Annotated in this window: 22 protein-coding genes and 1 pseudogene; 7 read left to right on the plus strand and 16 right to left on the minus strand. The window is 61.4% G+C overall.

What is annotated here, in order from left to right; all coding sequences use genetic code 11:
* Positions 1 to 47: 47 nt before the first annotated feature.
* Positions 48 to 520 (plus strand): annotated as a pseudogene (locus ACQKP1_RS24290) (transposase); the annotation flags it as partial.
* Positions 521 to 631: 111 nt separating this feature from the next.
* On the opposite strand, the gene pyc reads toward ACQKP1_RS24290, so the two are convergent.
* The 9 genes from pyc to ACQKP1_RS24335 form a co-directional block, all read right to left on the minus strand.
* The gene (gene pyc, locus ACQKP1_RS24295; protein ID WP_427277326.1) at positions 632 to 4,120 is read right to left on the minus strand and encodes a pyruvate carboxylase; all 3,489 of its coding nucleotides are present in this window, start codon (positions 4,118 to 4,120) and stop codon (positions 632 to 634) included.
* Positions 4,121 to 4,402: 282 nt separating this feature from the next.
* Positions 4,403 to 5,005, minus strand: coding sequence for a glutathione S-transferase family protein (locus tag ACQKP1_RS24300; protein ID WP_427277327.1), 603 nt, complete (start codon positions 5,003 to 5,005; stop codon positions 4,403 to 4,405).
* A 52-nt stretch (positions 5,006 to 5,057) separates the two neighbouring features.
* A complete protein-coding gene (locus ACQKP1_RS24305; protein ID WP_210245759.1) occupies positions 5,058 to 5,714 on the minus strand; it encodes an OmpW/AlkL family protein in 657 nt (218 codons plus the stop codon).
* Between the two features lie 60 nt (positions 5,715 to 5,774).
* Positions 5,775 to 6,980 carry an NAD(P)/FAD-dependent oxidoreductase gene (locus ACQKP1_RS24310; protein ID WP_147180966.1) on the minus strand — a complete coding sequence of 402 codons (1,206 nt, stop codon included), beginning with the start codon at positions 6,978 to 6,980 and terminating at the stop codon, positions 5,775 to 5,777.
* 72 nt (positions 6,981 to 7,052) lie between these two features.
* Positions 7,053 to 7,958 carry a VOC family protein gene (locus tag ACQKP1_RS24315; protein ID WP_147180965.1) on the minus strand — a complete coding sequence of 302 codons (906 nt, stop codon included), beginning with the start codon at positions 7,956 to 7,958 and terminating at the stop codon, positions 7,053 to 7,055.
* Between the two features lie 27 nt (positions 7,959 to 7,985).
* Entirely contained in the window at positions 7,986 to 8,588 is a 603-nt protein-coding gene (locus ACQKP1_RS24320; RefSeq protein ID WP_147180964.1) for a 2-hydroxychromene-2-carboxylate isomerase, read from the minus strand.
* Positions 8,585 to 9,580: a dihydrodipicolinate synthase family protein gene (locus tag ACQKP1_RS24325; RefSeq protein ID WP_147180963.1), complete on the minus strand. Its 996-nt coding sequence runs from the start codon at positions 9,578 to 9,580 to the stop codon at positions 8,585 to 8,587. Before ACQKP1_RS24325 ends, ACQKP1_RS24320 begins: the two co-directional genes overlap by 4 nt.
* 70 nt (positions 9,581 to 9,650) lie before the next feature.
* Complete coding sequence (gene gtdA / locus ACQKP1_RS24330) at positions 9,651 to 10,700, minus strand: gentisate 1,2-dioxygenase (protein ID WP_210245761.1); 1,050 nt, start codon at positions 10,698 to 10,700, stop codon at positions 9,651 to 9,653.
* A gap of 61 nt (positions 10,701 to 10,761) precedes the next feature.
* A complete protein-coding gene (locus ACQKP1_RS24335; protein ID WP_147180961.1) occupies positions 10,762 to 11,085 on the minus strand; it encodes a 2Fe-2S iron-sulfur cluster-binding protein in 324 nt (107 codons plus the stop codon).
* Positions 11,086 to 11,437: 352 nt separating this feature from the next.
* Between ACQKP1_RS24335 and ACQKP1_RS24340 the strand changes: the two genes are divergently transcribed.
* Positions 11,438 to 11,962, plus strand: a complete 525-nt coding sequence (locus ACQKP1_RS24340) for a MarR family winged helix-turn-helix transcriptional regulator (protein ID WP_147180960.1) — start codon at positions 11,438 to 11,440, stop codon at positions 11,960 to 11,962.
* A 57-nt stretch (positions 11,963 to 12,019) separates the two neighbouring features.
* Here the strand turns inward: ACQKP1_RS24340 and ACQKP1_RS24345 are convergent, their stop codons facing one another.
* The 7 genes from ACQKP1_RS24345 to ACQKP1_RS24375 form a co-directional block, all read right to left on the minus strand.
* Entirely contained in the window at positions 12,020 to 12,949 is a 930-nt protein-coding gene (locus ACQKP1_RS24345; protein ID WP_427277328.1) for a fumarylacetoacetate hydrolase family protein, read from the minus strand.
* A 42-nt stretch (positions 12,950 to 12,991) separates the two neighbouring features.
* Complete coding sequence (locus tag ACQKP1_RS24350) at positions 12,992 to 14,236, minus strand: cytochrome P450 (protein WP_147180959.1); 1,245 nt, start codon at positions 14,234 to 14,236, stop codon at positions 12,992 to 12,994.
* 188 nt (positions 14,237 to 14,424) lie between these two features.
* Complete coding sequence (locus tag ACQKP1_RS24355) at positions 14,425 to 15,876, minus strand: aldehyde dehydrogenase (RefSeq protein WP_427277329.1); 1,452 nt, start codon at positions 15,874 to 15,876, stop codon at positions 14,425 to 14,427.
* A gap of 155 nt (positions 15,877 to 16,031) precedes the next feature.
* Complete coding sequence (hcaB, locus tag ACQKP1_RS24360; protein WP_147180957.1) at positions 16,032 to 16,865, minus strand: 3-(cis-5,6-dihydroxycyclohexa-1,3-dien-1-yl)propanoate dehydrogenase; 834 nt, start codon at positions 16,863 to 16,865, stop codon at positions 16,032 to 16,034.
* A gap of 33 nt (positions 16,866 to 16,898) precedes the next feature.
* Entirely contained in the window at positions 16,899 to 17,204 is a 306-nt protein-coding gene (locus tag ACQKP1_RS24365) for a non-heme iron oxygenase ferredoxin subunit (RefSeq protein ID WP_147180956.1), read from the minus strand.
* Between the two features lie 11 nt (positions 17,205 to 17,215).
* Positions 17,216 to 17,773 carry an aromatic-ring-hydroxylating dioxygenase subunit beta gene (locus tag ACQKP1_RS24370; protein ID WP_147180955.1) on the minus strand — a complete coding sequence of 186 codons (558 nt, stop codon included), beginning with the start codon at positions 17,771 to 17,773 and terminating at the stop codon, positions 17,216 to 17,218.
* Between the two features lie 86 nt (positions 17,774 to 17,859).
* Positions 17,860 to 19,221, minus strand: a complete 1,362-nt coding sequence (locus tag ACQKP1_RS24375) for an aromatic ring-hydroxylating dioxygenase subunit alpha (protein WP_147180954.1) — start codon at positions 19,219 to 19,221, stop codon at positions 17,860 to 17,862.
* Positions 19,222 to 19,433: 212 nt separating this feature from the next.
* Here ACQKP1_RS24375 and ACQKP1_RS24380 point away from each other — a divergent pair, with 212 nt between their 5' ends.
* The 5 genes from ACQKP1_RS24380 (at position 19,434) to ACQKP1_RS24400 (ending at position 26,237) form a co-directional block, all read left to right on the plus strand.
* A complete protein-coding gene (locus ACQKP1_RS24380) occupies positions 19,434 to 20,408 on the plus strand; it encodes a TAXI family TRAP transporter solute-binding subunit (protein WP_147180953.1) in 975 nt (324 codons plus the stop codon).
* Between the two features lie 88 nt (positions 20,409 to 20,496).
* Positions 20,497 to 22,443 carry a TRAP transporter permease gene (locus ACQKP1_RS24385; RefSeq protein ID WP_147180952.1) on the plus strand — a complete coding sequence of 649 codons (1,947 nt, stop codon included), beginning with the start codon at positions 20,497 to 20,499 and terminating at the stop codon, positions 22,441 to 22,443.
* 31 nt (positions 22,444 to 22,474) lie between these two features.
* Complete coding sequence (locus tag ACQKP1_RS24390) at positions 22,475 to 23,170, plus strand: fumarylacetoacetate hydrolase family protein (RefSeq protein ID WP_147180951.1); 696 nt, start codon at positions 22,475 to 22,477, stop codon at positions 23,168 to 23,170.
* 12 nt (positions 23,171 to 23,182) lie between these two features.
* A complete protein-coding gene (gene maiA / locus ACQKP1_RS24395) occupies positions 23,183 to 23,830 on the plus strand; it encodes a maleylacetoacetate isomerase (protein WP_147180950.1) in 648 nt (215 codons plus the stop codon).
* Positions 23,831 to 24,032: 202 nt separating this feature from the next.
* Positions 24,033 to 26,237, plus strand: a complete 2,205-nt coding sequence (locus ACQKP1_RS24400; protein ID WP_427277330.1) for a transketolase — start codon at positions 24,033 to 24,035, stop codon at positions 26,235 to 26,237.
* The last annotated feature ends 84 nt before the right edge of the window (positions 26,238 to 26,321 follow it).

Raw genomic sequence — 26,321 nt, forward strand, 5'->3', positions numbered from 1 at the left:
AAATTCAACCAATTCAACGAGAAAAACAGCCCGCGCACAGGTCTCATAAAGGCCGGCTGACATGTATCTTCGCAGCCCGCCGTGTCCGGGTTGCGGTGGCCATAAGCACCGGATGCTCGACAATCGTGTGCAATTCATGTCTGGCGACGAAGTCTGGCTCGTCGGCGAGCGGCGGTCGACCGGAGAGCAAAAATACTATGTGTCGAACCTGCCGACCGATACCACCCTCAAAACGCTCGCCGCCACGATCAAAGCGAGATGGGTCTGCGAGCAGGCACACCAGCAACTCAAGGAGGAGCTTGGGCTCGACCACTTCGAAGGCAGGTCCTGGACGGGGTTACATCGACATGCCTTGATGACGATGATCGCCTATGCCTTTCTCCAATCCCGCCGCCTCAAGGCCGCGGGACGGAAAAAAAAGACTCACAGGTCCGCCGCCACAACCGAGCATGCCGGCCCTCAGGAAAGCGATACTCGACATCTTGGCACGGCCACCGCCGCTACGATGCCCCCACTGTGAGATGCTCATCACAGAACCTCCCAAGCCAAACGTGCCAAAGTAGTGCTAGTTTCCTCCATATCTCAAGAGAGGAGTTGCCACACTAGGCTAGCCGCCCACTCACTCACCCAGCTACAATGCCAAGATTCCACTCTTTGGAACAGACACGTACTCGACCAGGAGATCCTTGGCGTCGATCTGGTCGCCGGTCTTGACCAACACTTCCGCGATCACGCCTTCCCGGTCGGCATGGAGCGCCGTTTCCATCTTCATCGCCTCGATCGACAGCAGCACGTCGCCGGCCCGGACCGACTGGCCGTTCGCGACCGCGACCGTCGAGATCACGCCGGGCATCGGCGCGCCGACATGGCCTGCATTCGACGGATCGGCCTTGCGGCGTGCGGCGCTGCCGGCGGCTCCATGGGCGCGATCCGGCACCTTGATGCGGCGCGGTTGGCCGTTGAGTTCGAAGAACACGGTCACCATGCCCTTCTCGTCCGTCGCCCCCATGGCCTGGTTGACGATGACCAGCGTCTTGCCCTTTTCCAGATTGACGAACAGCTCTTCGCCGGCCGGCAGGCCATAGAAGTAGTAGGGCGTCGGAAGCACCGAGACCGGACCATAGGTATCGGCCGCCAGCGCATAGTCGGTGAACACCTTCGGGTACATGAGATAGGAGGCGAGTTCGAAGTCGTTGATCTCGCGATTGAGCTTTTCCTCGATCGCCTTGCGCTCTGCATCAAGATCGGTGTCCTCGAGCAGCGAGCCGGGGCGAACCGTATAAGCCGGCTCACCCTTCAGTGCCTTCTTCTGCAGGCCTTCCGGCCAGCCGATCGGCGGCTGGCCGAGATCACCGCGCAGCATCGAGACGACTGATTCCGGGAAGGACACGTCCTTCGCCGGATCGACGACGTCTTCGACCGTGAGATCCTGGCTGACCATCATCAGCGCCATGTCGCCGACCACCTTGGAGGACGGGGTCACCTTGACGATGTCGCCGAACATCTGGTTCGCATCGGCATAGGCTTGGGCCACTTCGTGCCAGCGGGTCTCGAGGCCGAGCGAACGGGCCTGCTCCTTGAGATTGGTGAACTGGCCACCCGGCATTTCGTGCAGGTAGACTTCGGAAGCCGGCCCCTTGAGGTCGCTTTCGAAGGCGGCATACTGGTTGCGCACGGCCTCCCAGTAGAACGACAGGCGACGGATCCAGTAGGGGTCGAGGCCGGGATCGCGTTCCGAACCGCGCAGCGCCTCGACGATCGAGCCCAGGCACGGCTGCGAGGTGTTGCCCGACAGGCTGTCCATCGCAGCATCGACCGCATCGACGCCGGCCTCGACGGCGGCCAGGACGGTCGCTGCCGAAATGCCCGAGGTGTCGTGCGTGTGGAAATGGATCGGCAGGCTGGTCGCTTCGCGCAGCGCCTTGAAGAGGATCCGCGCCGCGGCCGGCTTCAGGAGGCCGGCCATGTCCTTGACCGCGATGATATGCGCACCGGCCTTTTCCAGGTCGGCCGCCAGCGCGGTGTAGTATTTGAGATCGTATTTCGGCCGGGCGGAATTGAGGATGTCACCCGTATAGCAGATGGCTGCCTCGCAGAGCTTGTTCTCCTCCGCCACGGCATCCATCGAGACGCGCATGTTCTCGACCCAGTTCAGGCAGTCGAACACGCGGAAAAGGTCGATGCCGCCGGCTGCTGCATGGCGTACGAAATATTTCACGACGTTGTCGGAATAGTTCTTGTAGCCGACGCCGTTTGCGCCGCGCAGCAGCATCTGCAGCAGGAGGTTCGGTGCCCCTTCGCGCACGAGGGCGAGACGCTCCCACGGATCTTCCGTCAGGAAGCGCATCGACACGTCGAAGGTCGCGCCGCCCCAGCATTCGAGCGAGAGCAGGTTCGGCAGGGCCCGCGCATAGGCGCCTGCGGCGCGCGCGATGTCATAGGTGCGCATGCGGGTCGCGAGCAGCGACTGGTGGCCGTCGCGCATCGTCGTGTCGGTGACGAGCACGCGCGTCTCGTTGCGCATCCATTCGGCGAACTTGACCGGGCCGAGCTTGTCGAGAAGCTGCTTGGTCCCGTCGGGGATCGGCGCATCGATGTAAGGCACCACCGGCTCCGCCGCATCAGCCGGCGGACGCGGACGCCCCTTGGCTTCCGGATGCCCGTTGACGGTCACGTCGGCGAGATAGGTCAGCAGCTTCGTTGCGCGGTCCTGGCGCTTCACCTGGGCGAAAAGCTCGGGCGTCGAGTCGATGAACCGCGTCGTATAGCTGTTGTCGCGGAACTTCGGGTGCCCGATGATCGCCTCGAGGAAGGTGAGGTTCGTCGCGACGCCGCGGATGCGGAACTCGCGCAGCGCACGGTCCATGCGCTGGATCGCCTCCTGCGGCGTCGGCGCCCAGGCGGTCACCTTTTCGAGCAGCGGATCGTAGTAGCGCGTGATGACCGCTCCCGAATAAGCCGTACCGCCGTCGAGGCGGATACCGAAACCGGTCGCCCCGCGATAGGCGGTGATCCGGCCGTAATCCGGGATGAAGTTGTGTTCCGGGTCCTCGGTGGTGATGCGGCACTGGAGCGCATGGCCGTTCAACCGGATGTCGGACTGGGCCGGAACGCCGGATTCCGCCGTTCCGATCGCGTGTCCGTCGAGGATGTGGATCTGCGCCTTGACGATGTCGATGCCGGTCACGACTTCGGTGACCGTGTGCTCGACCTGGATGCGCGGGTTGACCTCGATGAAGTAGAACTTACCGCTGTCGGCATCCACCAGGTATTCGACGGTGCCAGCGCCCACATAGTTCGTGGCCTGGGCGATCTTGAGCGAGTAGGAGGCGAGCTCCTGTCGCTGCGCCTCGCTGAGATAGGGAGCGGGAGCGCGTTCGACGACCTTCTGGTTGCGGCGCTGGATTGAACAGTCGCGCTCGAACAGATGGACCACGTTGCCGTGCGTGTCGCCGAGAATCTGGCTCTCGACGTGGCGAGCCTTCTCGACCAGCTTTTCGAGATAGACTTCGTCCTTGCCAAACGCTGCCATCGCTTCGCGCTTCGCCTCGGTGACTTCACGGGCCAGGTCCTTCGGGTCACGGATCGCACGCATGCCTCGGCCGCCGCCGCCCCAGGATGCCTTGAGCATCACCGGATAGCCGATCTCCTCGGCCATGCGGGCGACTTCCGCCATATCATCGGGCAGCGGAGCGGTCGCCGGAACCACAGGGACGCCGACAGAGATCGCAAGATTGCGCGCCGCCACCTTGTTTCCGAGCTGCCGCATGGTCTCCCCGCGCGGCCCGATAAAAGTAATGCCTGCATCGTTGCAGGCATCGACAAACTCGGGACTTTCGGAAAGGAGGCCATAGCCCGGATGAATGGCGTCCGCGCCCGAAAGCTTGGCCACACGGATCACCTCGTCGATCGACAGGTAGCTTTCGATCGGTCCGAGTTCACGGGCCAGGTGAGGGCCACGTCCAACCTGATAACTCTCGTCCGCCTTGAATCGATGCAGGGAGAGCTTGTCCTCCTCCGCCCATATCGCAACCGTTTTCAATCCCAGCTCATTGGCCGCGCGAAAGACGCGGATGGCTATTTCGGATCGGTTCGCAACAAGAATCTTGGATATTGGCATTTCGATCGCCCCACTTCAAAGAGTAAATCAACAGTCGTCGCGAATTAAGCTACTTCTGATGATAGCAGTCTCGTTGGAATACGCACACCGACCAGTACATATTGTATCCACGCCATCAACAGAGCTTCGCCTAACACGAAACTACAGTTAACATATTTAGCAGGAAGGAGAGGTCTGGACGGCGCCCATGCACCATTAACGGCATTCTGGCTCTTCGGATACGCAACCTAGTGGGGTAGGGCCATACCCTGCCTCGCAACACCGAGGCAGGGTCAAGGGAAGTCAGGCCAGCCCTTCTTCCTTGAGCGCTTGCTGAACAGCAGGGCGGCTGCGGATCCGCTGCAGATATTCGCCAAGCTTTGGCCACGGCGACATGTCCATCTTGAGGAAATTGCACCAGCCAAGCAGCGTGAAGAAATAGGCATCTGCAACCGTGAAGCTATTGCCGACCAGATAGCCGGAGCTACCTATGCGATTCTCAGCCGCAGTCAAACGACTGGCGATGAGTTTCTCAAAAAAGGGCCGCGCTTCGGCCGGCAGGTCAGGACGGAACAGCGGCCCCATGGATTTGTGAACCTCGGTTGCGAGAAAGTTCAGCGTCTCGAGCATTTTCCATCGCCCCGAGCTGGATACATCGCCAAGCTTCCCATCAGCCTTGTCTGCGATATATTGCAAAACCACGGCGGCTTCAGAAATCATAGTGTCGCCATCAACAATGGTCGGCACCAGCCCGAGAGGGTTGATTTTGGTGTAGTCCCCACCATCGACCGTGTTACCGGCAGGGTTCATCTCAACCATCCGGCAGTTTATCGGCAGGCCAGCTTCGAGACTAGCAATATGGGCGGCCAGCGAACAGGCAGCTGGGATATAGTATAGTTCTATCATTGAAGCGCTCCAATTAGAGAGGACGTCGTATACTTAGCTCCGAAAACGTACACTAGAAGCGCCATATCAACCCGGTACCGACCAACAGTGGATTGAGCGTTGCCTTTGCGTCAGCTGCCGGACCACCTGCGCCTAGCGTTCCGCCAACGTCGGTTTCAAGCCAGATTTTCTTGACATCGACGTAAAGCCCCAATCGATCGTTAATCATGGTCTCGAAGCCGGCTTGCAGCACCACACCCCAAGCATTGTCGGCGCTGAAATTCGCGACATCGCGCCCCTTCTCGTCCAGAACGATCGTATAGTTGATGCCTGCGCCAATATACGGTTCGAACTTCGGCATTCCGGTCGGAATTCGATATTGGAGCGCCAGTATGGCCGGAGCATAGGTCAAATCCCCAAGATAGGCACCGGAAAGGGCGCCTGAACCACGTATCTCGGCGGTCGGAGGAATACCGAATGTGAAGGTGGTGGAAAACTGTTCATTCAAGCGATAGCCGATGTCGAAGCTCATTGAATAATTGTCGTCAACTGACACATCAGCTCCTGGAACCGGCGCGCCCGATACCGATAGGTCCACACCAGGGCTGAAGAAAATTCCAACCGGGCCTCCGCGAACGTACCATCCGTTATGGTCGGCTTCCTGCGCAAGGGCGGGGATGCCGACCGCAATTGAAAGACAAAGTCCCGTGATCATTCCGATTTGGCGCATTTGTTTCCTCCCAGTTGTGCCAAGTCTTTTTTAATTGTGGTCGTCGGACTGCGTTTCGCCCTACAAAAGCTTCCGAAGGTCGGGGGCAGTCGTCAAGGCATCATCGGTCACCATATAGCCTTTCGACATGAGGCGGCGAACGATCGCCATGTCGCGTGGCACACCAAAGCATATGGCCCCGACGAGTCGTCCGTCGGCCACCGAGAACCGCGTGAACGCTTTGCCCTCCCCCTTCCGCAGCAGGACGGTGCCGCCCTCTGGCTGGACATCGCCGATCATCTGGATGTTGAGGTCGTATTGGTCGGACCAGAACCACGTGTTGACGGCATAAGGCACATCCTTGCCCAGCATGTTTCGCGCAGCCGCAGCGGCCTGATCCTGCGCATTTGCCCAGGATTCCATGCGGACCGGACGGCCGTCGCCGAGGCGCAGCGCTGCCACGTCGCCAGCAGCGAAAATTCTCGGGTCAGAAGTGCGCAGGAATTCGTCCACAACGACGCCATTAGCGGTTTCAAGCCCGGCGTCGCGGGCAAGCGCGTCATTGGCGATCGCGCCGACCCCGACGACGACCATGTCCACGGACAGCGTTTCGCCATTCGAGAGGGTAACGGTCTCGATCCGGTCCCGCCCGCCGACGCTTTCGATCGAGGTATTCAGATGAACAACCGTGCCGTGGTCCCTGTGTACTTCTGCCAGCACGGCGCCGACGTCCTTGGGCAAGCTGCGGCCGCAGAGACGGTCGGCGAGTTCGACGACCGTTGCTTGCATCCCCATCTTGCGCGCGGTCGCGGCAACTTCCAGGCCGATCCAACCAGCGCCAATCGACAGAACACGCTTTCCGGGGCCCATGGCTGCCCGCAAGGACGCCGCATCATCGAGGCTTCGCAGGTAGAAAACATTGCTCTTGCCTGCGAACGCTCCATCGAGCGTGCGGGCGCGGCTGCCAGTGGCGATCAGTAGACGGTCATAGGGCAGCCTCTCGCCGGATGAGAGCTTCACCATCCGCGTATCGCGCTCGATGGCCTCGGCGCGCTGACCGAGCCGGACATCTATGTTCTGGCTACGCGCAGCCTCATCGCTCAGCAAGCAGGTGCTGTTCGCGTCGGCCACCCCCTGAAGCACGGCCTTTGACAAGGGAGGTCTCTCGTACGGGTAATACCGCTCTTCCGACAGGATCGTGATCCCGCCCTTGAATCCTTGTTCCCGCAATGTCCTGGCTGCTGATGCGGCAGCCTGGCCGCCGCCGATGATTATCACCTGCTCCATGTCGAGCCTCCCCCCTCGCACAATTGTCGGTCGACGCGGATGTGTTCCGCGTCGACGGCCTTCTTCCCCAGTTCAGGAACCGACCTTGAAGCTTTCGGGGAACGGCACCCCCCACGAGCTGAAGATGCCCGGCTGGTCCGCCCGCCAGATGAAGGGAGGAGCCTTCCGATCCACGCAGCGTGGCATCTCGCCAGACAACTCGTAACGGTTGCCGTCAGGCGTGAAGAAATAGGAATAGAGGTTCGAGCCGACGCCATGGCGCCCTGGTCCTGCCTCGGTCATGACCCCGCCGCGGGCGACCTGGTCGAGCATGAGCTTCATGAACTCCATGTTCGGGATCATCCACGCAAGGTGGTCGAGCGTTTCGTGCGGCGCGCCGGCAAACATCGCCACATCATGATGGAAGTCACCGACATGGAGCCAGGAAGCCAACCGCCCTTGACCGCCGGGGAATTCCACGATGTCGGAGGCATGGAAATCGACGTGCTTGGTGAGGAACTCGATCGTCGTCGTCGCATCAGGCCCGACGCGCAGAGTGATGTGATCGAGGTCGACCGGCGCTAGCGCGCCCAGCCGGTTGCAAACACGCGAGGCGGGGCTGTAATAGTGTTTCCGTGCCTTGGAATCCAACAGTGCGATCTGCATCTTTTGCTTCTGCGGCGGCAGGTCGAATTCGATGATTTTTTCCACCCCCGGATCGGGTGCGGTCATCTCGCGCACCTGCACTCCGGCATCGGACACGCGCTTCTTGTAGTGCTTGAGGTCTTCTTCGTCATCCGCCGCAATGGCAAAGCTGATGACGCCAGTCCCGCCTTCGGTAACGGCAACGTCGAAAGTCCCGTCGGTGCCGCACGTCAGATACACGACGCCGTCTTGCCGGGCGATTTCCTCCAGCCCGAGAACTTCGGTGTGAAAGCGCACCGATTCGTCGAGGTTCTTGACGCGCAGCCGCGCGTGGGAAAGTTTTTGAAGAGCCATGTTGTTCCTCCCTCCGGACAGATCCGGTTAAGTTTGAAGCCCCGTCTGGAGCGCTTTTTCCATGAAGGTAAGGCGATCGTTGCCCCACCACATTTCATCCCCCACGATCATCGTGGGCATGCCGAAAACACCCGCTTCGTGCGCGGCCTGCGTTCCGGCCTCGTAGCGGTCTGCCGCTTCCGAGGATGCCACCCAGGCCGCCAAGGCCTCGGCGCTCCATCCGAACTGCCGAGCAAGCTCGGCCAGAAGCGCCGCGTCGGCCGGGTCGGCGCCCTCGCCCCACACGCGCGCCCAAGCAGCCTTTATGAAGGCCTCTGCTGCGTCGTGGTCTGCCGCAAAGAGGAACGCCTTGTTCAGGGTCTCGGACGCCAGCGATTTAGGAAAGACCAGAGGCACATCATAAAGGGTGGCCCAGCGATCAAGGTCCTTGCGCAGGTAGCGGATCTTCAGCGGAATGCTGACATTGGCCGGCCCGGTGTTGCCGGCCAAGAGTTTCAGCCGGGGAAGGTTCGCCACGTGCGGACGAAACTCCAGCCCGTATTTCCGGCAGAGTCCCGGCACTTTCTGGAAGGCCAGATAAGCAAAGGGGCTCATGAAGTCGAAATAGAAATCCAGCGCGCGAGCGGTCATTTCGCTCCCTCGGCCGCAAGTTCGGCGGCTAGTTTCGCCCATTGTCGACCAGATTCACGCGCACCCTCAAGATAGGCTTCGGGGACCAGGGAATAGGGCGCGCGGCAGGGCCCGGCCGTCATCCAGCCGGCCGCATCCATCCGCGCCTTTTCGATGCCGATGTTGTAAACTGAGAAGTCCTTGAACGAGCCGTTCGGGAACAGCGTGCGATAGGTCATGCCGATCCGGTCGGTCAGCGCCTTCGCGCTAGTCCAGTCGCCGGTTTTCCGGGCCTTGGCCACTAGGTCGCGCAGCTGAATCGCAGGGGCCGGACCGCAGACCGCACCACTGGTCCAGAATGCCGTGCACGCCTCGGGGTCGAGTCGTGCGGCGGCATAGTAATCAACGTCAAGCGGCATCAGCCTTATCCTGCGCTTGGTCAGGTTCAGGTCGGCATAAAGCGCGGCCGTATTGATGTACTTGGCCGAGACGACCTGCGGGATCTCGGAGATCTGCGCCCAGAAAGCACGGGGAAACTCGAACTTGAATGCCTCCGGGTTGGCATAGGCGCAGATCGCCACATCCGGGCAGGCCGCCGCCACATCGCGGAAGAACTGCACCGCGGTCGACACATCGGGCTGGACCCACATGGGCAGGCCCAGCATGACGCCATCGACACCGATCTCGCGTGCTGCGCGGGTCATGCGGATCGTGTCCCGCGTGTTAAGGGCGGTCGTGCCACCGAAGACCGGAATACGGCCGCGCACCGTCTCGACCAGAGTGCGCATGAATGCTTCTTTCTCTTCCCAAGTCGTGGTTGCGGCCTCGCCCAGCGTGCCAAGCGACAGGATGCCGTCGACGCCCGCCGCGACCAATGCCTCCGCAGCACGCGCGGCTTCGTCTAGGTCGACGGTGTCGACGGCGTTCGGATCGGATGCACCTGGCTTCGACGGTGTGGGCATGATCGCCCAACAACCGGTAACGTCATCCACAGTAAGCAATTCGCGTTTCATCAAGGGTCTTCCTTTGCAAGGGCGCATAGGTTGCACCGACTGCGGTCGCAGTCAGCGGCAGGCTTGCTTCTCAGAGCGGTATCGCGTTGCCGCGGTCTTCCCGCCAGAGTCCAAGCTTTTCCTGGCAAACGCGATCGGAGTATGAGAACAGCACCGCGTCGCCATCGGCCTCATGCGTAACGGTCTTCCAGCTTGGCACCACAAAGACGTCCTTCGGCCCCCATTCATAGGTCTTGCCGGCAATGATGCTGCGCCCCGTGCCTTCGGTTACGACGAACACGGTGGCATCGGTCGAACGGTACCGATGAGTCTTGAACCCCTTCGGCAGAAGCTGAAGACAGGGCGAGATCGTCGGCATCGCCCAGCCGCCATCCACCGGATTGATGTAGCGCATCTTGATGCCGTGGCAGGGATCGATCTCTCCCTGCTTTTCCAGATGAGCCAGCGCCTCGCGCGAACGCTCATACGGATAATTGAAGATCGGCGAGGCAAGCCGCGTCCGTTCATAATCGACCGGCAGCATGTTTGCGCCAAAACGCCAGCTGCTGTCCTCCGTCTGGCGGGTGATCGGCTGCCGATCGTCGTGATGCTCTTCGGCAAAGGAAGCGTCGAAGACCGAGACTATCGGGATATCCAGCCCGTCGAGCCAGATCATCGGCTCACCCGACTCGTTACCGTGGTCGTGCCATGCGCCCGGGGGGGTGATCACGAAATCGCCGAACTGCATGATCGTGCGCTCACCATCGACCGAGGTCTGGGCGCCCGCGCCATCCATCACGAAGCGCAGCGCCGACTGGCTGTGGCGGTGGGCCGGGGCGACCTCGCCCGGCATGACGACCTGGAGGCCGGCATATAGCGAAGTCGTGATTCGGGATTGCCCGCGCAGGCCGGGATTTTCCAGCACGAGAACGCGCCGCTCCGCCTCCTCGGCTGTGATAAGCCCGCCAGCTTCGAGCAAATAGGACTTCGCCTCATCGAAATGCCACAGATGCGACATGCAGGCGCTGCGAGGTTCTGGCGTAATGATGTCAGAAAGCACCGTCCAGAGCGCGGTATATGAAGAGTTGTTGATCTTGTCGTAGAACCTCTTCCGTTCCGGCGATTCAGCCGGCTTCTCGATCAGCGACATTGGTGTCCTCCACTATGTGCCCTGCAATCAGGCGGGCGTGCATTCTGATTTGTTAGAATTGGAACTCGGGAGTGGTCACGGTGAGACCATCCAGTTCCGGCGTTAATTTGATCTGACAGGCCAAGCGGCTGCTCTCATGACGGTTGGCCGCGAATTCCAGCATATTGGATTCCGATTCGCCGATGGGCGGAAGACGAGACAGCCAGTCGGCATCTACATAGACCTGGCAAGTGGCGCAGGCGCATGCCCCGCCACAATCGGCGTCGATCCCCGGAATACCAGACAGAGACGCAGCCTCCATCAGGGACCGCCCCTCAACCGACGAAACCTCGCGTCGCTCGCCGGACGCATCGACAAAAACAAGATTGATAACCATCAGGACTCCTCTCCCACCGAACTCGCTTCGACTGAAGTCGTCGTAAGACTTGCACACCTGGCGCTCAGGCTCCTCCGCCGCCCAGGTCACTTCTGCTTTTTAAGTTGCTGCCAATACCACCGGTCAATCCACTTATCAAGCATGCATACTATCTTCTAGCATCTCTTCTCGTGGCGCGTCAAGCTGATTGCGGACTGTTCGGTCAGCCATACGTGAGGCTTGCGCGTGGCAGGATTACAAGCTGTCGGTCATTGCGCTGACCAAAGTTTGAAAGCATACTTACGTACATCGTATCGATATTCGCTGGTGTCTGCCGGTGCCGGTCGGCCAAGCCAAAAGAGGACTTTGAAGGATGAAAGACCAGGCTATGCTATACCCACAGGGAACCCTGGAGGTCAGGAAACGCCAAAAGATACTGATTGATCATCCTGCGCATCTGATTCGGCGCACCTACCAGATCTTTCTGTATTGTTTCGATGAAGCCATGGCTGGTCTGAACCTGTCGCCCGTGATGTGGATAATGATCGCCACGTTGCGGAATTTTCCCGGCCTGTCTGTGACTGAACTTGCCCGTCATGCCGTAGTGGACAAGGCCAGCTGCGGCAGGACAGCTACTGCGCTGGAAAAGCGTGGACTGCTGCTCATCACGCAAAGTGAAACCGATGGCAGACAGAAAGTGCTTGAACTGACCCCTACCGGGGAGGCCTTGGTAACCAAAGGTGAAGGACGAATCGAACGGTTACGGTCACTGATTTTGCAACAGCTCGATCCGCAAGAAAAACAGCAGTTTGTGATGCAGTTGGCCAATTATGTTCAAAAGTCCGGCAAACAAACGCGTCCATCTATCCCTGAAACGCTTGGTCCTGAAAGCGATTGAATTGCTGTCAGGAGGTCGGCGGCCGCACCGCAGGTCTATGGTCGGCCGCCCAAAAAGTCAGTTGATCTGAACCTCCATGGAACCGATCTTATCTATCCAAGCGTGAAGCCTGTTTCCTGGCAGGACTTGCCCGACACCCTCGGGCGTGCCGGTGAAGATGACATCGCCGACCTCGAGCGTGTAGAAACGGCTGGCCATCTCAATCAGCTCCGGCACGCTCAGCAGCAGATCTCGCGTATTGGCCTTCTGCCGGGTGACGCCATCGACCTGGAGTTCGAAGTCCAGCTGGGACGGATCGGGGATCTCGTCAGCAGTAACCAGCCATGGGCCCAACACCGAATAGCTGTCAACCGACTTGCGCATGCTGCGCTCCTCGGCCCCCCGAACCGTCATATCCAGGCCGATCGCGTAGCCCGCGACATGTTCAAGCGCGTCCTTTGCCGCCACGCGATCAGCCCGGCGGCCAATGATCACCGCAAGTTCGATCTCGTGGTCAGAGCGACGATCGGGGAAGCGCAGCGTTACAGGGTCCGAAGGCCCGATCAGGCTGCTCGTGGCCTTGAGGAAAAGTCCCGTCTCGTGAATGACGCGGATCTGGGCGGCATTGTTCTGGTGAAGTTCCTTCTGTTCGCGCGCTTCCTCTAGGTGCTTGACGTAATTGACCGGCGCCGCCACCAGCTTGCCGGGGTTCGCCACCGGAGACTCGAGGGAGACTTCAGTGATCTTCCTGCGCTCACCGTTGCGCGACGCAGCCGCAAATGCGGGCATCAGCCGGTCGAGAAGCGCAATCATCGGGTCGTGCCGCGGCAGCGGGTAGCGCACTTGCGGCAGCAGATCCAGCGCGTCGGTCACATCAATGACCTCGTCCCCTTCGACAAGCCCGACGCGGCTCTTGTTAAAACGGCAAATCTTCATCCTGGTTTTCCCGATCCGTGATCCCAACATCACTTGCGATAGCTTCTCATGCTCCGGCCGCCACATCGGCATGGCCGGACCCCTCATCCTTTTCCCGTCCGCTTGCCCGCCGGCTTAGGCGAGCTTTACAGGAAACAGTTCCAAACCCCGGAACCGCGTGTTGTGCTGGAAGCGCACCTTGCCGTTCCGCGTCAGCGTCGGCAGTTCCCGGAGCACAGTGGGAATTGCGATCGAGGCTTCGAGCCGCGCCAGCGGCCGCCCCAGACAGACGTGGATTCCGGCACCGAAGCCGACATGGTTGTTCGGCCGGCGGGAGAGGTTCAGCTTGTCGGGGTCGCCGAAGATCCGTTCGTCTCGGTTGGCCGAAGCCTGGCACAGGACGACCTCGGTTCCGGCGGGGAGGGTCCCGTTGCCGCTTTCAAGAACCACCTCCTGCGTCGTGCGCCGACCCTGAAGCTGCAAGGGCGTGATGAAACGGATCAGCTCCTCGAGCGCGGGCGCGATCGGGACCTCGCCGCCCCGCAGTTGCGACAGGCTTTCCGTATCGTCCATCAGAAAGTGGATCGACTGCGAGATGAGGTTCGTCGTGGTCTCATGGCCGCCGTTCAGCGTCACGATACACATGTGCAGGATCTCGTCATCGCTGACCTCGACACCCTCACGCTGGGCTGCGGCCATCGCGCAGAGGATGCTCTCGGTCGGGTCGATCGTCGGCCGCGACTTGATCTCGTCCAAGAACGGGCGCAGGTAGTTCTTGAATTCGGTGACGGCGTCGTGCCCTTCCGCAATAGCTGTTTCTGATACCTTTGGATTCAGTGGAAACAGGACCTTGCGACCAATGGCTTGGATATGATCCGCATCCGCGACGGGAACGCCGATGATCTTGCAGATCAGCGCCACCGGAATTCGGAAGGCAAAGTCGCGGACGAAGTCGAACTCGCCCATCTTCTTGACCTTCTCGATCTCGCGATCCACCACTTCCTGGGTGAATCTGGAAAGCATCTGGATTGAGTTCTGCGAGAAGAACGGGTTGACGATGTTGCGCAGACGGTCGTGATCTGGATTGTCACGGAAAAGCATGGTCGAGGTGTGGTGTTCCAGCAAAGGTCCTTCACCAAAACGCTTGCAGAATTGTTCCCTTTTATTGACGAGGCCACTCACATCCCGCCAGATCTGACGCACGTCGTCATAGCGTGTGAGAAGAACGCTGCCGTCTTCCTGTGTGTGTACCGGATCACCGTCTCGGAGAAGCCGGAAGAATGGGCTCGGGTTGTCGAAATAGTCCTCAGGAGGGTTGAAGAGGTTGAAGGCGCGAGCCTTGTCGGACAGGGCCTCGTCAACTGCGGTGTTCACGGTCATCTATTCCTCCTGATGTTGCGCTTCGACAACGGTAGAGATTGTGGGCTCGTCATCATCTTCGCCACGGTTTCCTTCGGGCTGATGATGTCCTGGCATACGTGGCGCGTTCAAGCAGTGCCCGCGTCTTTGATGGTCTGGCCCATGGTTTAAACCGCGGGCCAGACCCGATCATTCCCTCTGGCCGCCGGTTACAGCGGATACTGCTGGGTTGGCTGTTCGATCGTCAGCCACTTCAGCTCCGTGAATTCCTCGATCACAGCCTGGCTGTCGAAACGACCCCACCCACTTGCCTTGGTCCCACCATAAGGAGCCTGCGCCTCGTTGGCGACGGTGGCGCCGTTAATGTGGACAGAACCGGTCTGGATGCGCATCGCCACATCGAGCGCACGGGTCATGTCGGTACCGAACACGGCGGACGAGAGACCATATTCCGTGTCGTTGGCAACGTGCACCGCCTCGTCTGCGTCCTTCACCCGGATCACTTGCAGGATGGGGCCGAAGGCTTCTTCCGAATAGATGCGCATCTTTGAGGTGACACCGTCAAGCACGGTCGCCGACATCAGCGTGTGGTCGGCGTGACCGCCGGACCTGAGCTCCGCCCCCTTGGCGACTGCGTCGTCAAGAAGTGCGTTTAGCCGGTCTGCGGCACCCTGGCTCACGACCGGGCCAAGTGCGCAGGCGGCCTGGGTGCGCGGGTCGCCGGCCTGAAGCTGGGCAGCGCGTGCCGCAAGCTTCTCTACGAAGGCGTCGGCGATCGGCTCCTCGACGATGACCCGCTCGGTCGACATGCAGATCTGTCCCTGGTAGAGAAAGGCTCCGAAAATCGTCGCGTTCACTGCGCCGTCGATGTCGGCATCGCGCAGCACGACCATCGGCGACTTGTCGCCAAGCTCCAGGATGCACCGCTTGAGATGGCGGCCGCATTTCTCGCCTATGATCCGGCCGACGTTGGTCGAGCCGGTGAAGTTGACGCGGCGCACCGCCGGGTGGGCGATCATGGTCTCGATGACTTCGGGGGCGTCCTTCGGATCGTTGGTCACGAAGTTCAGCGTTCCGGCCGGGAACTCTGCGGCATAGACTGCCTCTGCCACCAGGGCGTGCGTCTTGGGCGAGGTTTCCGAGGCACGGAAAACGACCGTGTTGCCGCACATCAGCGGATAGGCGATGGCGCGCGCCGCCAGCACGATCGGCCCGTTCCACGGCACGATCGAGAGGATTACGCCAACCGGCTGGCGCACGGTCATCGACAGCGTACCCGGCTTGTCCGAGGGAATGGTGCGCCCCTGGATCTGCGTGGTCATTGCTGCGGCTTCGCGGAACACGTTCGCCGCAAGCATCACGTTGAAGCGCGCCCAGAGCTCGCCGGCGCCAACCTCGCCCTTCATGGCGACGACAAAGTCTTCGGTGCGCTTCTCGATCTCGTCGGCGGCGCGCATCAGCAGCACGCGACGCTGGCCCGGACCGGTCTGGGACCAAGTCAAGAATGCGCGCTGCGCCGAATCGATCGCCGCAAGCGCATCCTCCGACTTAGCCGCTGCCCCCTGGGTGACGACCTCGCCGGTCACCGGCGAGCGGCGGGCGAAGGTTTCGTTGTCAGTCGCGCCGCGCGCCTCGTTGTCGATATAGAGCAAAGTATCCATTGCGTTTCCTCCTGTTGGTTTGTCGATGCCCGCACCCGGTAGCCATGCCGGGCGCAACAGCCATCAACCGGATCGGTCCGGTCTAGGACAGTCGGTCATATCAGCCCCGAAGCAGGTTCGATCCGGTAACAGAGTTCGAAACTGCCCCGGCCGATTCAGGCGTTGCCGAAGGCTTCGACCAGTTCGGCGCCCATGTTTGCGGACGCGAAGCCACGCATGCCGATACCGCCATCGAAGTTCAGCACGCCGCCGGTTCCCGGCTGGTTGTCCTTGCGGTTTGCGAAGAACACATATGCACCGGCATATTCCCGAGCGTGGAACGCTCGCTCGAGCGGCAGCATCTGCTTCATCAGGTCGTTCAGCGGCAGCTCCGAGAACTTCTGTCCCGCCTGGCCAAGGGCACCGATGCCGGCAAGGTTGCTGCCGCCGATACCGCCAGGGGCGACGCCGTTAACCCGCACATGAGGCGCGAACTCGTGCGCCATCTGCTTGATCATACCGACCACGGCATGTTTCGTCGCGGTGTAGAGAACGCCGCCGCCACCAGGATAGAACGATGCATTCGAGGCGGTGAAGATCATCTGCCCCTTGGATTTGTACAGCTCGGGCAACGCCGCCTTGGCAGCAAGGACGTAACCTTTGACGTTGATCGCGAACATCTCGTCAAAGGCGCTGACGAGTGCATCGTCCGCTGTGGACACCAGCGATTTCGACCAGTCCCAGACGCCGGCATTGCCGACCAGGGTATCAAGTTTGCCAAAAGCCTTCACACATTCAACCACTGCCCGCTTGTTGTCGGCCATCTCGCGCACGTCGCCGGCGATGCCAATGACCTTGCCGCCAAGCGCCCGCGTAACTTCTTCGATGCGTTCGTGCGAACGATCGAAGATTGCGACGTGTGCACCCTCTTCCACGTATCGCTCGACAATGGCCCGACCAAGACCTGACCCGCCGCCCGTCACGAGCGCGACTTGATCCTTGAGTTGCATTGCTTTTCCTCCCTTTGCTTTCGTAATTCTGTATCAGCAGTCGATGTAGATAAAGTCGTTCTCGATTTTTGCTGGGAAGACCTTGAGGGCGTCACAGGCAGGAAGCGCCTTAACTTGACCAGTTCTTACACAGAACTTTGCGAAGTGAAGGCTGCACTCGACGATCCCGTCCTCCAGAAAGCCATCTGCTAGCGACCAGGTGTCGTGCGTGCAGGTATCCTGAACAGCGTGCACCTTGCCGCCCAGCTTGCAGATCAGGATCGGCTCTGCCGCCCCGGCAAATTGTTTCATTTCTCCCTCCGGCAGGTCTGCCGAAGGGAAAGCTTTTGTCCACGCCATTTTTCCCCCTATCAGAAGAAGAAGCTGAGGTTGTTCGACAGGATCGTGCTCTGATCCACCAGAACCTTACGGCTCGCAATCTCGAAACCGGCCTCGCTGTCGACGCGACGCAGCACATCGTGGCGCTCGCAAGCGAACACGTCCAGCTGACGCTCCTGCCGCGTGCGGTAGATCATCATCGCGGAAACGACATTCAGCTCGTTGTCGCTCTCGGGTACGATCATCACGTTGCCGACCAGATACCGCAGACGCGAGGCCGGGTTCTCGGACCAGCCCACATCCGACATGATCTTCTTGATCCGGCCCTTCATCGTGTGCCAGTTGTCGTCAAAATGGGCGAAGCCGTTCTCGTCGGTGTATTCCTGAGCGACTTCGCGCATGATCCTGGTCGAGCGTATCGGCATCCAATAGCGCAGATCCGAAGCGAGAAGGCCGAACCATTCCTCGTAACGGCGATCCGTCAGCAGCTTAGTCTCCCAGTACAGGAATTGTTCGACCTCGTGCTGAAGCTCAAGGGAAACGGTCTTCGGCTTGCGCTCAAAGGCGGTTTTGAAGGTAGTATCGAGCATGGTTTCCTCCCAATGCATTATGGTGCCTGCCGGGCATTCCGGCTGACTATCTGACTAGTCAGCGAACTGTCGCCGCCAGTGGAGCGTTATTCCGCCGCAACCGGAAGCGGCTTGATCTCGCGGATGGAGGGCCAGTCCGGGGCTGTCATGATCTGCGTCCAGTAGCGATACATTCCGCGTGCCGATTCCTCACCATAGGTGTACGCGAAGCTGATCCCAGGAAAGCCCTCGGGATTCTCGGTCGTAATCGTGTGAGAGGCCATCTCGATGTTGAACTTCTGCTGCTGGGCGACGTGCCCCTTCAGCACCTGCTGGATGTCGCACCAGTTTTCGCCATCGTCCTGCTCGAACACGCCACCTGCCGAGAAGGTGCGCGAAACGTTGCGGCTCCATTCTTCCTTGATCTCGGCCGGGGCGGTCTTGTCCACCACGGTGAAGGTCCAGACCTCGATCTCGTTGGGGCCGCGTGGCTGCCACATGCGGACCGTGTTGATTCCTGCCAGGAACGACAGATTCGGGAAAATGTTGCAGTGACACAAGTGTACATCGGTCCGCGACTTGCCCAGGCGGCGCGTCGCTTCCTCATAGGCCGGTCCGGCAGTCAGGTATTCGGTCACTTTCGGCCCGAGGATCGTCATATAGAACATCGGGTTGCGCAAGAACAGGCCGCAGCCGTGGCCGTTCGACATGTGGACGTTCAGCCCCGTGGTCGGCGGTGCGACCTGCGACAGATCCACGTCGTCCGGCACGCCCGCCATGATGCCGGACAGATGTGAGGTCGTGCCGGCGTGGTAGGCATCCGACGCAAACTGCTCGGCAGCGAACTTCCAGTTGCAGGGGATGACCCACTTCTGGATGCCGGGCACCGCCTCTGTGCCGCCCTCGCAGCGGTCGAGCATGATGTCCATGTAGAATTTGGCCTCGCCCAGATACTCGTCAAGCGATGGAGCTTCAGCATCCCAGTTCGCGAAGATCAGACCCTTGTAGGTGTCGACCCGCGCCTGCTTCGGGCCCCACTCCTTCTTGTTCAGGCAGCCACCGAAGGCTTCCTGCTCCATCGGGACACTGACAAGTTCGCCGCCCTGGTTGTAGGCCCAGCCATGGTAGGTGCAGGTGAACGCCTTCGCATTGCCAGAGTCGGCGCGGCAGATGCGCATACCGCGATGCCGACACTGGTTCAGGAACACGCGAATGCTTCCATCCTTCTGCCGCGACACGACGACAGGATCCTCGCCGATGTAGGCCGTGATGAAGTCACCCGGCTTGGCAATCTGCGACTCATGGCCCATGCAGACCCAGGTGCGGGCGAAGATGCGCTCCAGTTCAAGCTTGTAGAGCGATTCGTCCGTGTAGATCTTCGGATTGTAGACTCCGGCTTTCTCGTCAATCATCCCGAGAATTTCGGCGTCGGAGTATGAGCGCAAAGCGCCCTGCACACTGGCATTCATTTGAACTTCCTCCCGTTGGAACAAAAATTGGCCTGGGACCAAACAGCCCCTCCGCGATCCCCAAGCTCCACAGCTTGTTATCGCATTCTGAAAATCTCGGCAATAAAAAAAAGCATGCTTTCAATTTTCTGAAATCTGGATAACATTCTTTTGCCGGACTGGCAGGGAGGTAAGATCCAGACCAGCGCATCGACAACAAAGGGAGGATGAAAATGAGCAAGCTGTTTTCGGCACGACTTTCGACGGTCGCAATTTTTGCGTGTCTGGTGTCAGGCAATGCTTCTGCGCAGGTTGAGGCGATTGCGACCCCGCCCGCCGGTTCTGTATGGAACACCATGGCGTCGGTCATCGCCGCCGAGGCCCGCAAGGCCGACGGTGGCAGGCTGGTTGTTCAGCCCTATGGCGGCAACAGCCAGATGATGCAGGCCGTCAACGACGCGCTGGCCGAGTATTCGCTGAATGATATCAACGATGTGATCACCGCAGTCGACGGGTCCGGCGAATATTCGGCGCCGATGCCGAACCTGCGGGTCGTGGCCCGGATCAATCCCTTCCCGGTCGGGCTTTTCGTGCGAGCCGACTCGAAAATGATTCGCGTGTCCGACCTCAAGGGTATGCGTGTGCCCTCCGGTTGGGAGGCGTTTCCGCTCAACCGCCCACTGGTGAGCGCGCTGCTCGAGGCCGACGGGATCAGCTATGACGAAGTGGTCGGCGTGCCGATGCCCGAACTCATCCGCGGAGCCGACGCGCTTGTTTCGGGGCAGACGGATGCTGCCTTTTTCGCGGTGGGCGGGCCGAAGGTGGCCGAAGTCGGCGCCTCAGTCGGCGGGGTCCGCTTCCTGGAAGTTGCCTCGGGCGAGGCGGCCTTAGCAGCGGTGCGCAAGCATCGGCCGACCTACTATTTCACGGAAGTCACGCCCGCGCCGGTTCGGGTCGGCGTCGAGAAGCCAATCATGATGCTCACCTGGGACAATGTGCTGGTGGTCGGCGCGCATGTTCCCGACGAACGAGTCAAGGCGCTTCTGGCCGCGCTGTTCGACAGCCGCGACGCGATTATGGCGGCCTATCCGCCCCTCGCCGCGCTGAACCTCGAAACCGCATATGTGGACTACCCCGGTGTGGAATACCATGCGGGTGCCGAGGAATTCTTCGCCGAGCGTGGCGTGGCCAAGACGCCGGCAAACTAACGGGATAGTTGCGGCGGGCGAGACAGACAAAGGCCAGCGCCCTGCCGCGCTCCCGCATCGCGACAACTCGTCCAATGGGAACTCCGAGATGACACAGACAAACCGCTTCCGGCCAATGGCTGCCCGTCCTGTTGTCGTACAGGGGCTGGCAGTCGCTCTGACACTCATCGCCATTGCCTTCGCGCTGGACATGCCCAGCCGTCTCGGCCTTTACATCTACACCGAGCAGGTGCTTGCGGCGGCTCTCGGCGTCGGTCTCGGGCTGGTCTTCCTGATCGAGCGCCGCGGCAGCGACGGCGCCGAGCGGGCGGTTCAGGGACAACTGTTGGACTGGGTGCTGGCCGCGCTTGGATTGGGGACATCTCTGTACGTTTCCTTTCGATACGTCGATCTGATCGGTCGGGCTATGTCGGCTTCGTTCGACGTAGTGGCAATCGCCGCAGTCCTGTTCCTTCTGGTGATCGAGGGTCTGCGCCGGGTCGTCGGCTGGGCGCTGGTGCTGGTGGTGCTTGGCATTGCCGGATACGGGCTGATCGGCCATATGGTGCCCGGTTCCCTGCAAACCCGGCATGTGGCGCCCGAGCAGCTTCTGACTTATGTCGCCTTCGACGCCAATGGCATGCTGGGCCTCACGCTCAACGTGGCCGTAAGTGTCGTGGTCGCATTCGTGCTGTTCGGGCAGATCCTCATGCGAGCGGGCGGCGCCGAGTTCTTCAATGACATTTCCCTCGCGGCACTGGGTCGTCGCCGGGGCGCGGCGGCCAAGATCTCCATTCTCGCATCCGCCCTGTTCGGCACGATATCCGGGGTGGTGGTCTCCAACATCGTGGCGACCGGGGTCGTCACTATTCGGCTGATGACCCGGACGGGCTATCGGCCAACGATGGCCGCGGCGGTGGAAGCCGTGGCATCTACCGGAGGCCAGATCGCTCCTCCGGTCATGGGCGCAGTCGCCTTCCTGATGGCCGATTTCCTTCAGGTTCCGTATGCAGAGATCGCGCTTGCCGCCGTCATCCCCGCCGCGCTCTACTATCTGGCGCTCTATTTCCAGGTCGATCTCGAGGCAGCCGCGTCCGGCATTGCCCCCCTGCTCGATGACGAGATTCCATCCGCGGGTCGAACGCTGCGCCGCGGAGGCATCTTCATCCTGCCGTTCGTTGTCATGGTGGTCGCATTGTTCTGGCTGGGCCAGCGACCGGAAACCGCGGCGCTCTGGGCAACCGGCGCGGCCATGATCTGCGGCGCGGCCTACGGCTATGGCGGTCAACGAATCGCTCTGCGCGCGATCTGGCAATCGCTGGTGGAGACCGGCTTCGCGATGACCGACATCCTGATGATTTCGGCGGCCGCCGGGTTCATCATCGGCGTTCTCAACGTCACCGGCCTGGGCTTTGCCGGCACCTTCGCGCTGGCAGAGATAGGCCAGGGCAACCTCCTGCTTCTTCTGGTTCTGACAGCGGTCGCCAGCCTGGTTCTCGGAATGGGCATGCCGACGGTCGCGGTCTACCTTCTGCTGGCGGTTCTGCTTGCCCCGCCGCTTGTCGAGGCCGGAGTCTCGCCGGTCGCAGCCCATTTCTTCATCTTCTACCTCGGCATGATGTCGATGGTTACGCCCCCGATCGCCATCGGTGCCTTCTTCGCGGCCGCCCTTGCGAAGGCACCGCCGATGCAGACTTCGCTCGTGGCGATGCGGCTGGGCTGGACGGCATATATCGTGCCGTTCCTTTTCGTGGTGTCACCACCGCTTATGATGCAAGGCAGCGCATTGGAGATCGTCACGGCCGCAGGTGCGGCGATGAGCGGGGTCTACGCGATATCTGCCGCGCTCGCCGGCTGGTTTGGCGGACCTATCGAAGGCGTCCGGCGCATGCTTCTAGTGCTGAGCGGCGCGCTGCTGCTGATGCCGCTGCCACTGGGCGGGCTTCCGGTTGCCGCCGCCTACGGGATCGGGCTGGGGATGCTGGCGGTGCTATGGCTCCTGCGCAGGATGTCCGCCACATCGCCACAGTCGGCTCGCCCCGAGCATGAATCTTGAGATGCAACCCTGTGAAAAGGTGAGACCACCGATGAACTACTGCTTCCCACCGCTGCCCATTCCCAGCTTGCCGGTCGCCGGAACCAACGCACGTTTTCCCGTGCGGCGCATCTTCTGCGTCGGACGCAACTATGCAGAACACGCGCGCGAGATGGGCAAAGACCCGGATCGCGATCCGCCCTTCTTCTTCACCAAGCCGGCGGATGCCATCGTCGAGGACGGGCAGACCGTCGCCTATCCGCCCGAAACGAAGAACTTCCACTATGAAGCGGAACTGGTGGTTGCCATCGGCAATGCTGGCTCTGACATTCCCGAGGATCGGGCGCTGGATCATATCTTCGGATATGCTGTCGGGAACGACCTGACGCGGCGCGACCTGCAACTTGCCGCGCGCGAGACGGGTCGGCCCTGGGACTGGGGCAAGGCCTTTGACCGTTCTGCCGTGATCGGCCCGATCTACCCGGTTGCGGAAGTCGGCCATCCCGACCACGGCGCGATCAGACTGACGATCAACGGCACCGTGAGGCAGCACGCGGATCTTGCGGACCTGATTTGGTCGGTGCCCGAGATCGTGTCGATCCTGTCGCACTCGATGGAAATCCGCCCAGGCGACCTGGTGATGACCGGCACGCCCGCAGGCGTGGGAGCAATGCAGGTCGGCGATGTCTGCGTGGTCTCGATCGACGGTCTCGGCCAGATTGTCACGACGATCGGGCCACGGGCATGAGGAGCAACTGAGATGACCATGCGCCTGCACAACTTCTTCCGGTCCTCCACCTCGACGCGCCTGCGGGCCGCGCTGAACCTAAAAGGGCTTGCGACCGAGTATGTTGCCTATGCGCTCCGCAAGGGCGAAACGCGGGCACCCCGCTATCTGGCAATGAATCCCGCCGGTCTCGTGCCGGTGCTGGAACTCGAGGATGGAACGGCGCTCGTGCAATCCCTGGCGATCATCGAATGGCTTGACGAAACCCATGCCGGGCCATCGCTCCTTCCGAAAGATGCCGCTGGACGGGCCAGGGTGCGGGCGCTTTCTTACATGATCGCATGCGAAATCCATCCGCTCAACAACCTGCGGGTGCTCAACCGACTAGCCGAACAGTTCGGCGCCGACGAAGCCGCGCAGAAGCTTTGGTTCGTCCACTGGGTCGAGACCACGTTCGATCCGCTCGAAATCATGCTGGCGCAGGACTGCCACACCGGCACATATTGCCATGGCGACAGGCCCGGTCTTGCCGACTGCTGCCTCTACGCCCAGGTCTGGAACAACCGGCGCTTTGCGATTGATACCAACCGCTGGCCCACGATCAAGCGGATCTTCGACGCTCTCGATGCCCTGCCTGCCTTCCGCGATGCCGCGCCGATGAACCAACCCGATGCAGTGTGACCTCATGACCATAGCACCCGAAGTGACTTCGACCTCTCCTGCTGCCGGCCTGCTGCAGCGCGCCGGGGATCTTTCGCATCTGGAAACATTGCACCAGCGACTTCTTTGGCTCTCCTGCTGGACGATCCACCATGCCAATCACCTGCGCAAAAAGGACGAGCGAGACGTTAAGGTTGGGGGGCACCAGGCGTCGTCGGCATCGATGGCCGCGATCCTGACCGCGCTCTATTTCCATGCCCTGCGTCCCGGGGACCGGGTGGCGGTGAAGCCGCATGCCGGACCGGTCTTCCACGCGATCCAGTATCTTATGGGCAACCAGACCCGCGACAGGCTGGAGAACTTCCGTGGATATGGCGGGGTGCAAAGCTATCCCTCGCGGACCAAGGATATGGACGACGTGGATTTCTCGACCGGCTCGGTCGGGCTCGGGGCCGCCATGCCGATCTTTGCCAGCCTGGTGCAGGACTATCTTCAGGGCCATGGCCGGGCCGCTCCGCTGGGCCGCATGGTGGCGTTGATCGGTGATGCGGAACTGGACGAGGGCAATATCTACGAGGCGCTGCAGGAAGGCTGGAAGCATGATCTGCGCAACGTCTGGTGGGTGATCGACTACAACCGTCAGAGCCTTGATGGCGTGGTGCGCGAGGGGCTTTTCGCGCGGATCGAGGCGAGTTTCGCAGCCTTCGGCTGGCGGGTGGTGCGGCTGAAATACGGGGCCCTGCAACGGGAAGCCTTCGCCGAACCCGGCGGCGAGAAGCTTCGCGGCTGGATCGACGCCTGCCCGAACGCGCTTTATTCGGCGCTGACCTTCCAGGGCGGGGCCGCATGGCGCCGGCGGCTGATGGAGGATCTCGACGACCAGGGTCCGGCCTCGGCGCTGATCGAGTCGCGCAGTGACGCGGAGCTCGCCGCGCTGATGGAAAACCTCGGCGGCCATTGCCTTGCCAGCCTGTGCGAGGCCTTCGACGCCACGACGGGCGAACAGCCGACGGTGTTCTTAGCCTATACAGTCAAGGGCTGGGGCACGCCGCTTGCAGGCCACAAAGACAATCACGCCGGGTTGATGACAGTCGGGCAGATGGCCCAGTTTCAGCAGACGATGGCGATACCCGAAGGCGCCGAATGGGAACCCTTCGCCGCCGTCGCCGACGAGGCCGGACTTCGCAACTTCCTGTCGCGCGTGCCGTTCTTCAGCGAGGGGCGACGCCGCTTTACCGCGCCGCAACTTCCGGTTCCGGCGACGATTGCTCCCACGGACCGGATCCTCTCGACCCAGGCTGGCTTCGGCAAGATCTTGGACGAGATCGCGCGCCTCGGCGGACCGCTGGCGGACAGGATCGTCACCACATCTCCCGATGTCACGGTATCGACCAATCTCGGCGGCTGGGTCAATCGGCGCGGACTTTTCGCGCGGACCACCAAGGCCGACACGTTCCGCGACGAACGCATTCCCTCGACACAAAAATGGGCCTTCACGCCCGGGGGACAGCACATCGAACTTGGCATCGCCGAAATGAATCTGATGCTCTTGCTCGGCGCAGCGGGCCTGTCGCACAGCCTGTTCGGCGAACGGCTGATCCCGATCGGCACGGTCTATGACCCGTTCGTTGCGCGCGGCCTCGATGCGCTGAACTACGCCTGTTATCAGGATTCGCGCTTCATGTTAGTAGGCACACCTTCGGGCATAACGCTTGCCCCCGAAGGCGGCGCACACCAGTCCATCGGCTCTCCGCTGATCGGCATGTCGCAGGACGGTCTCGCCGCATTCGAGCCCGCCTTCCTGGACGAACTTGCCATCATCATGGGCTGGTCCTTCGACTATCTCCAGCGCGACGGCGAACAGGATCCCGATCCGCGCACCGGGCTTGCCGATGCCGCTGGCGGGTCGGTCTATCTTCGGCTCTCCACCCGGCCAGTCGAGCAGCCCTTGCGCCGCCCGAATCCGGGGTTCGCGCAGGGAGTGATCGACGGGGCCTACTGGCTGCGCGAGCCAGGCCCGAATGCCGAGGTGGTGATCGCCTACCAGGGTGTGGTCGCGCCCGAGGCAATCCGGGCGGCAGGGCGCATCGCCGGAGCGCGGCGCGACGTGGGCGTGCTGGCGGTTACTTCGGCCGACCGGCTTCACGCCGGCTGGACGGCAGCACGTCATGCCCCTGACGGCGTGTCGCAGGCCGATCGACTGCTTGCCGGTCTGCCGCCGCACTGCCTGATCGTCACGGTGATCGATGGACATCCGATGACCCTGGGATGGCTTGGCGCCGTACGCGGGCACCGGACCGCACCCCTCGGGGTCGAGCGTTTCGGCCAGACAGGCAGGATCGCCGATCTCTACCGGCACTTCGGCATCGACGCGGACGGCATCGTCGCGGCGGTGGGCCGCCACAGCGCCGGGCGTCCGCTCGGCTGATCGAAGGCCGGCACGCGCTGGAGCCACCATGAAAGACAAGGACCTTTTTCCAGCGGCACTTATGCCGCCGGAAAATCGCGAGGA

The organism is Allorhizobium sp. NPDC080224 (assembly GCF_050281005.1).
Classification (GTDB): domain Bacteria; phylum Pseudomonadota; class Alphaproteobacteria; order Rhizobiales; family Rhizobiaceae; genus Allorhizobium.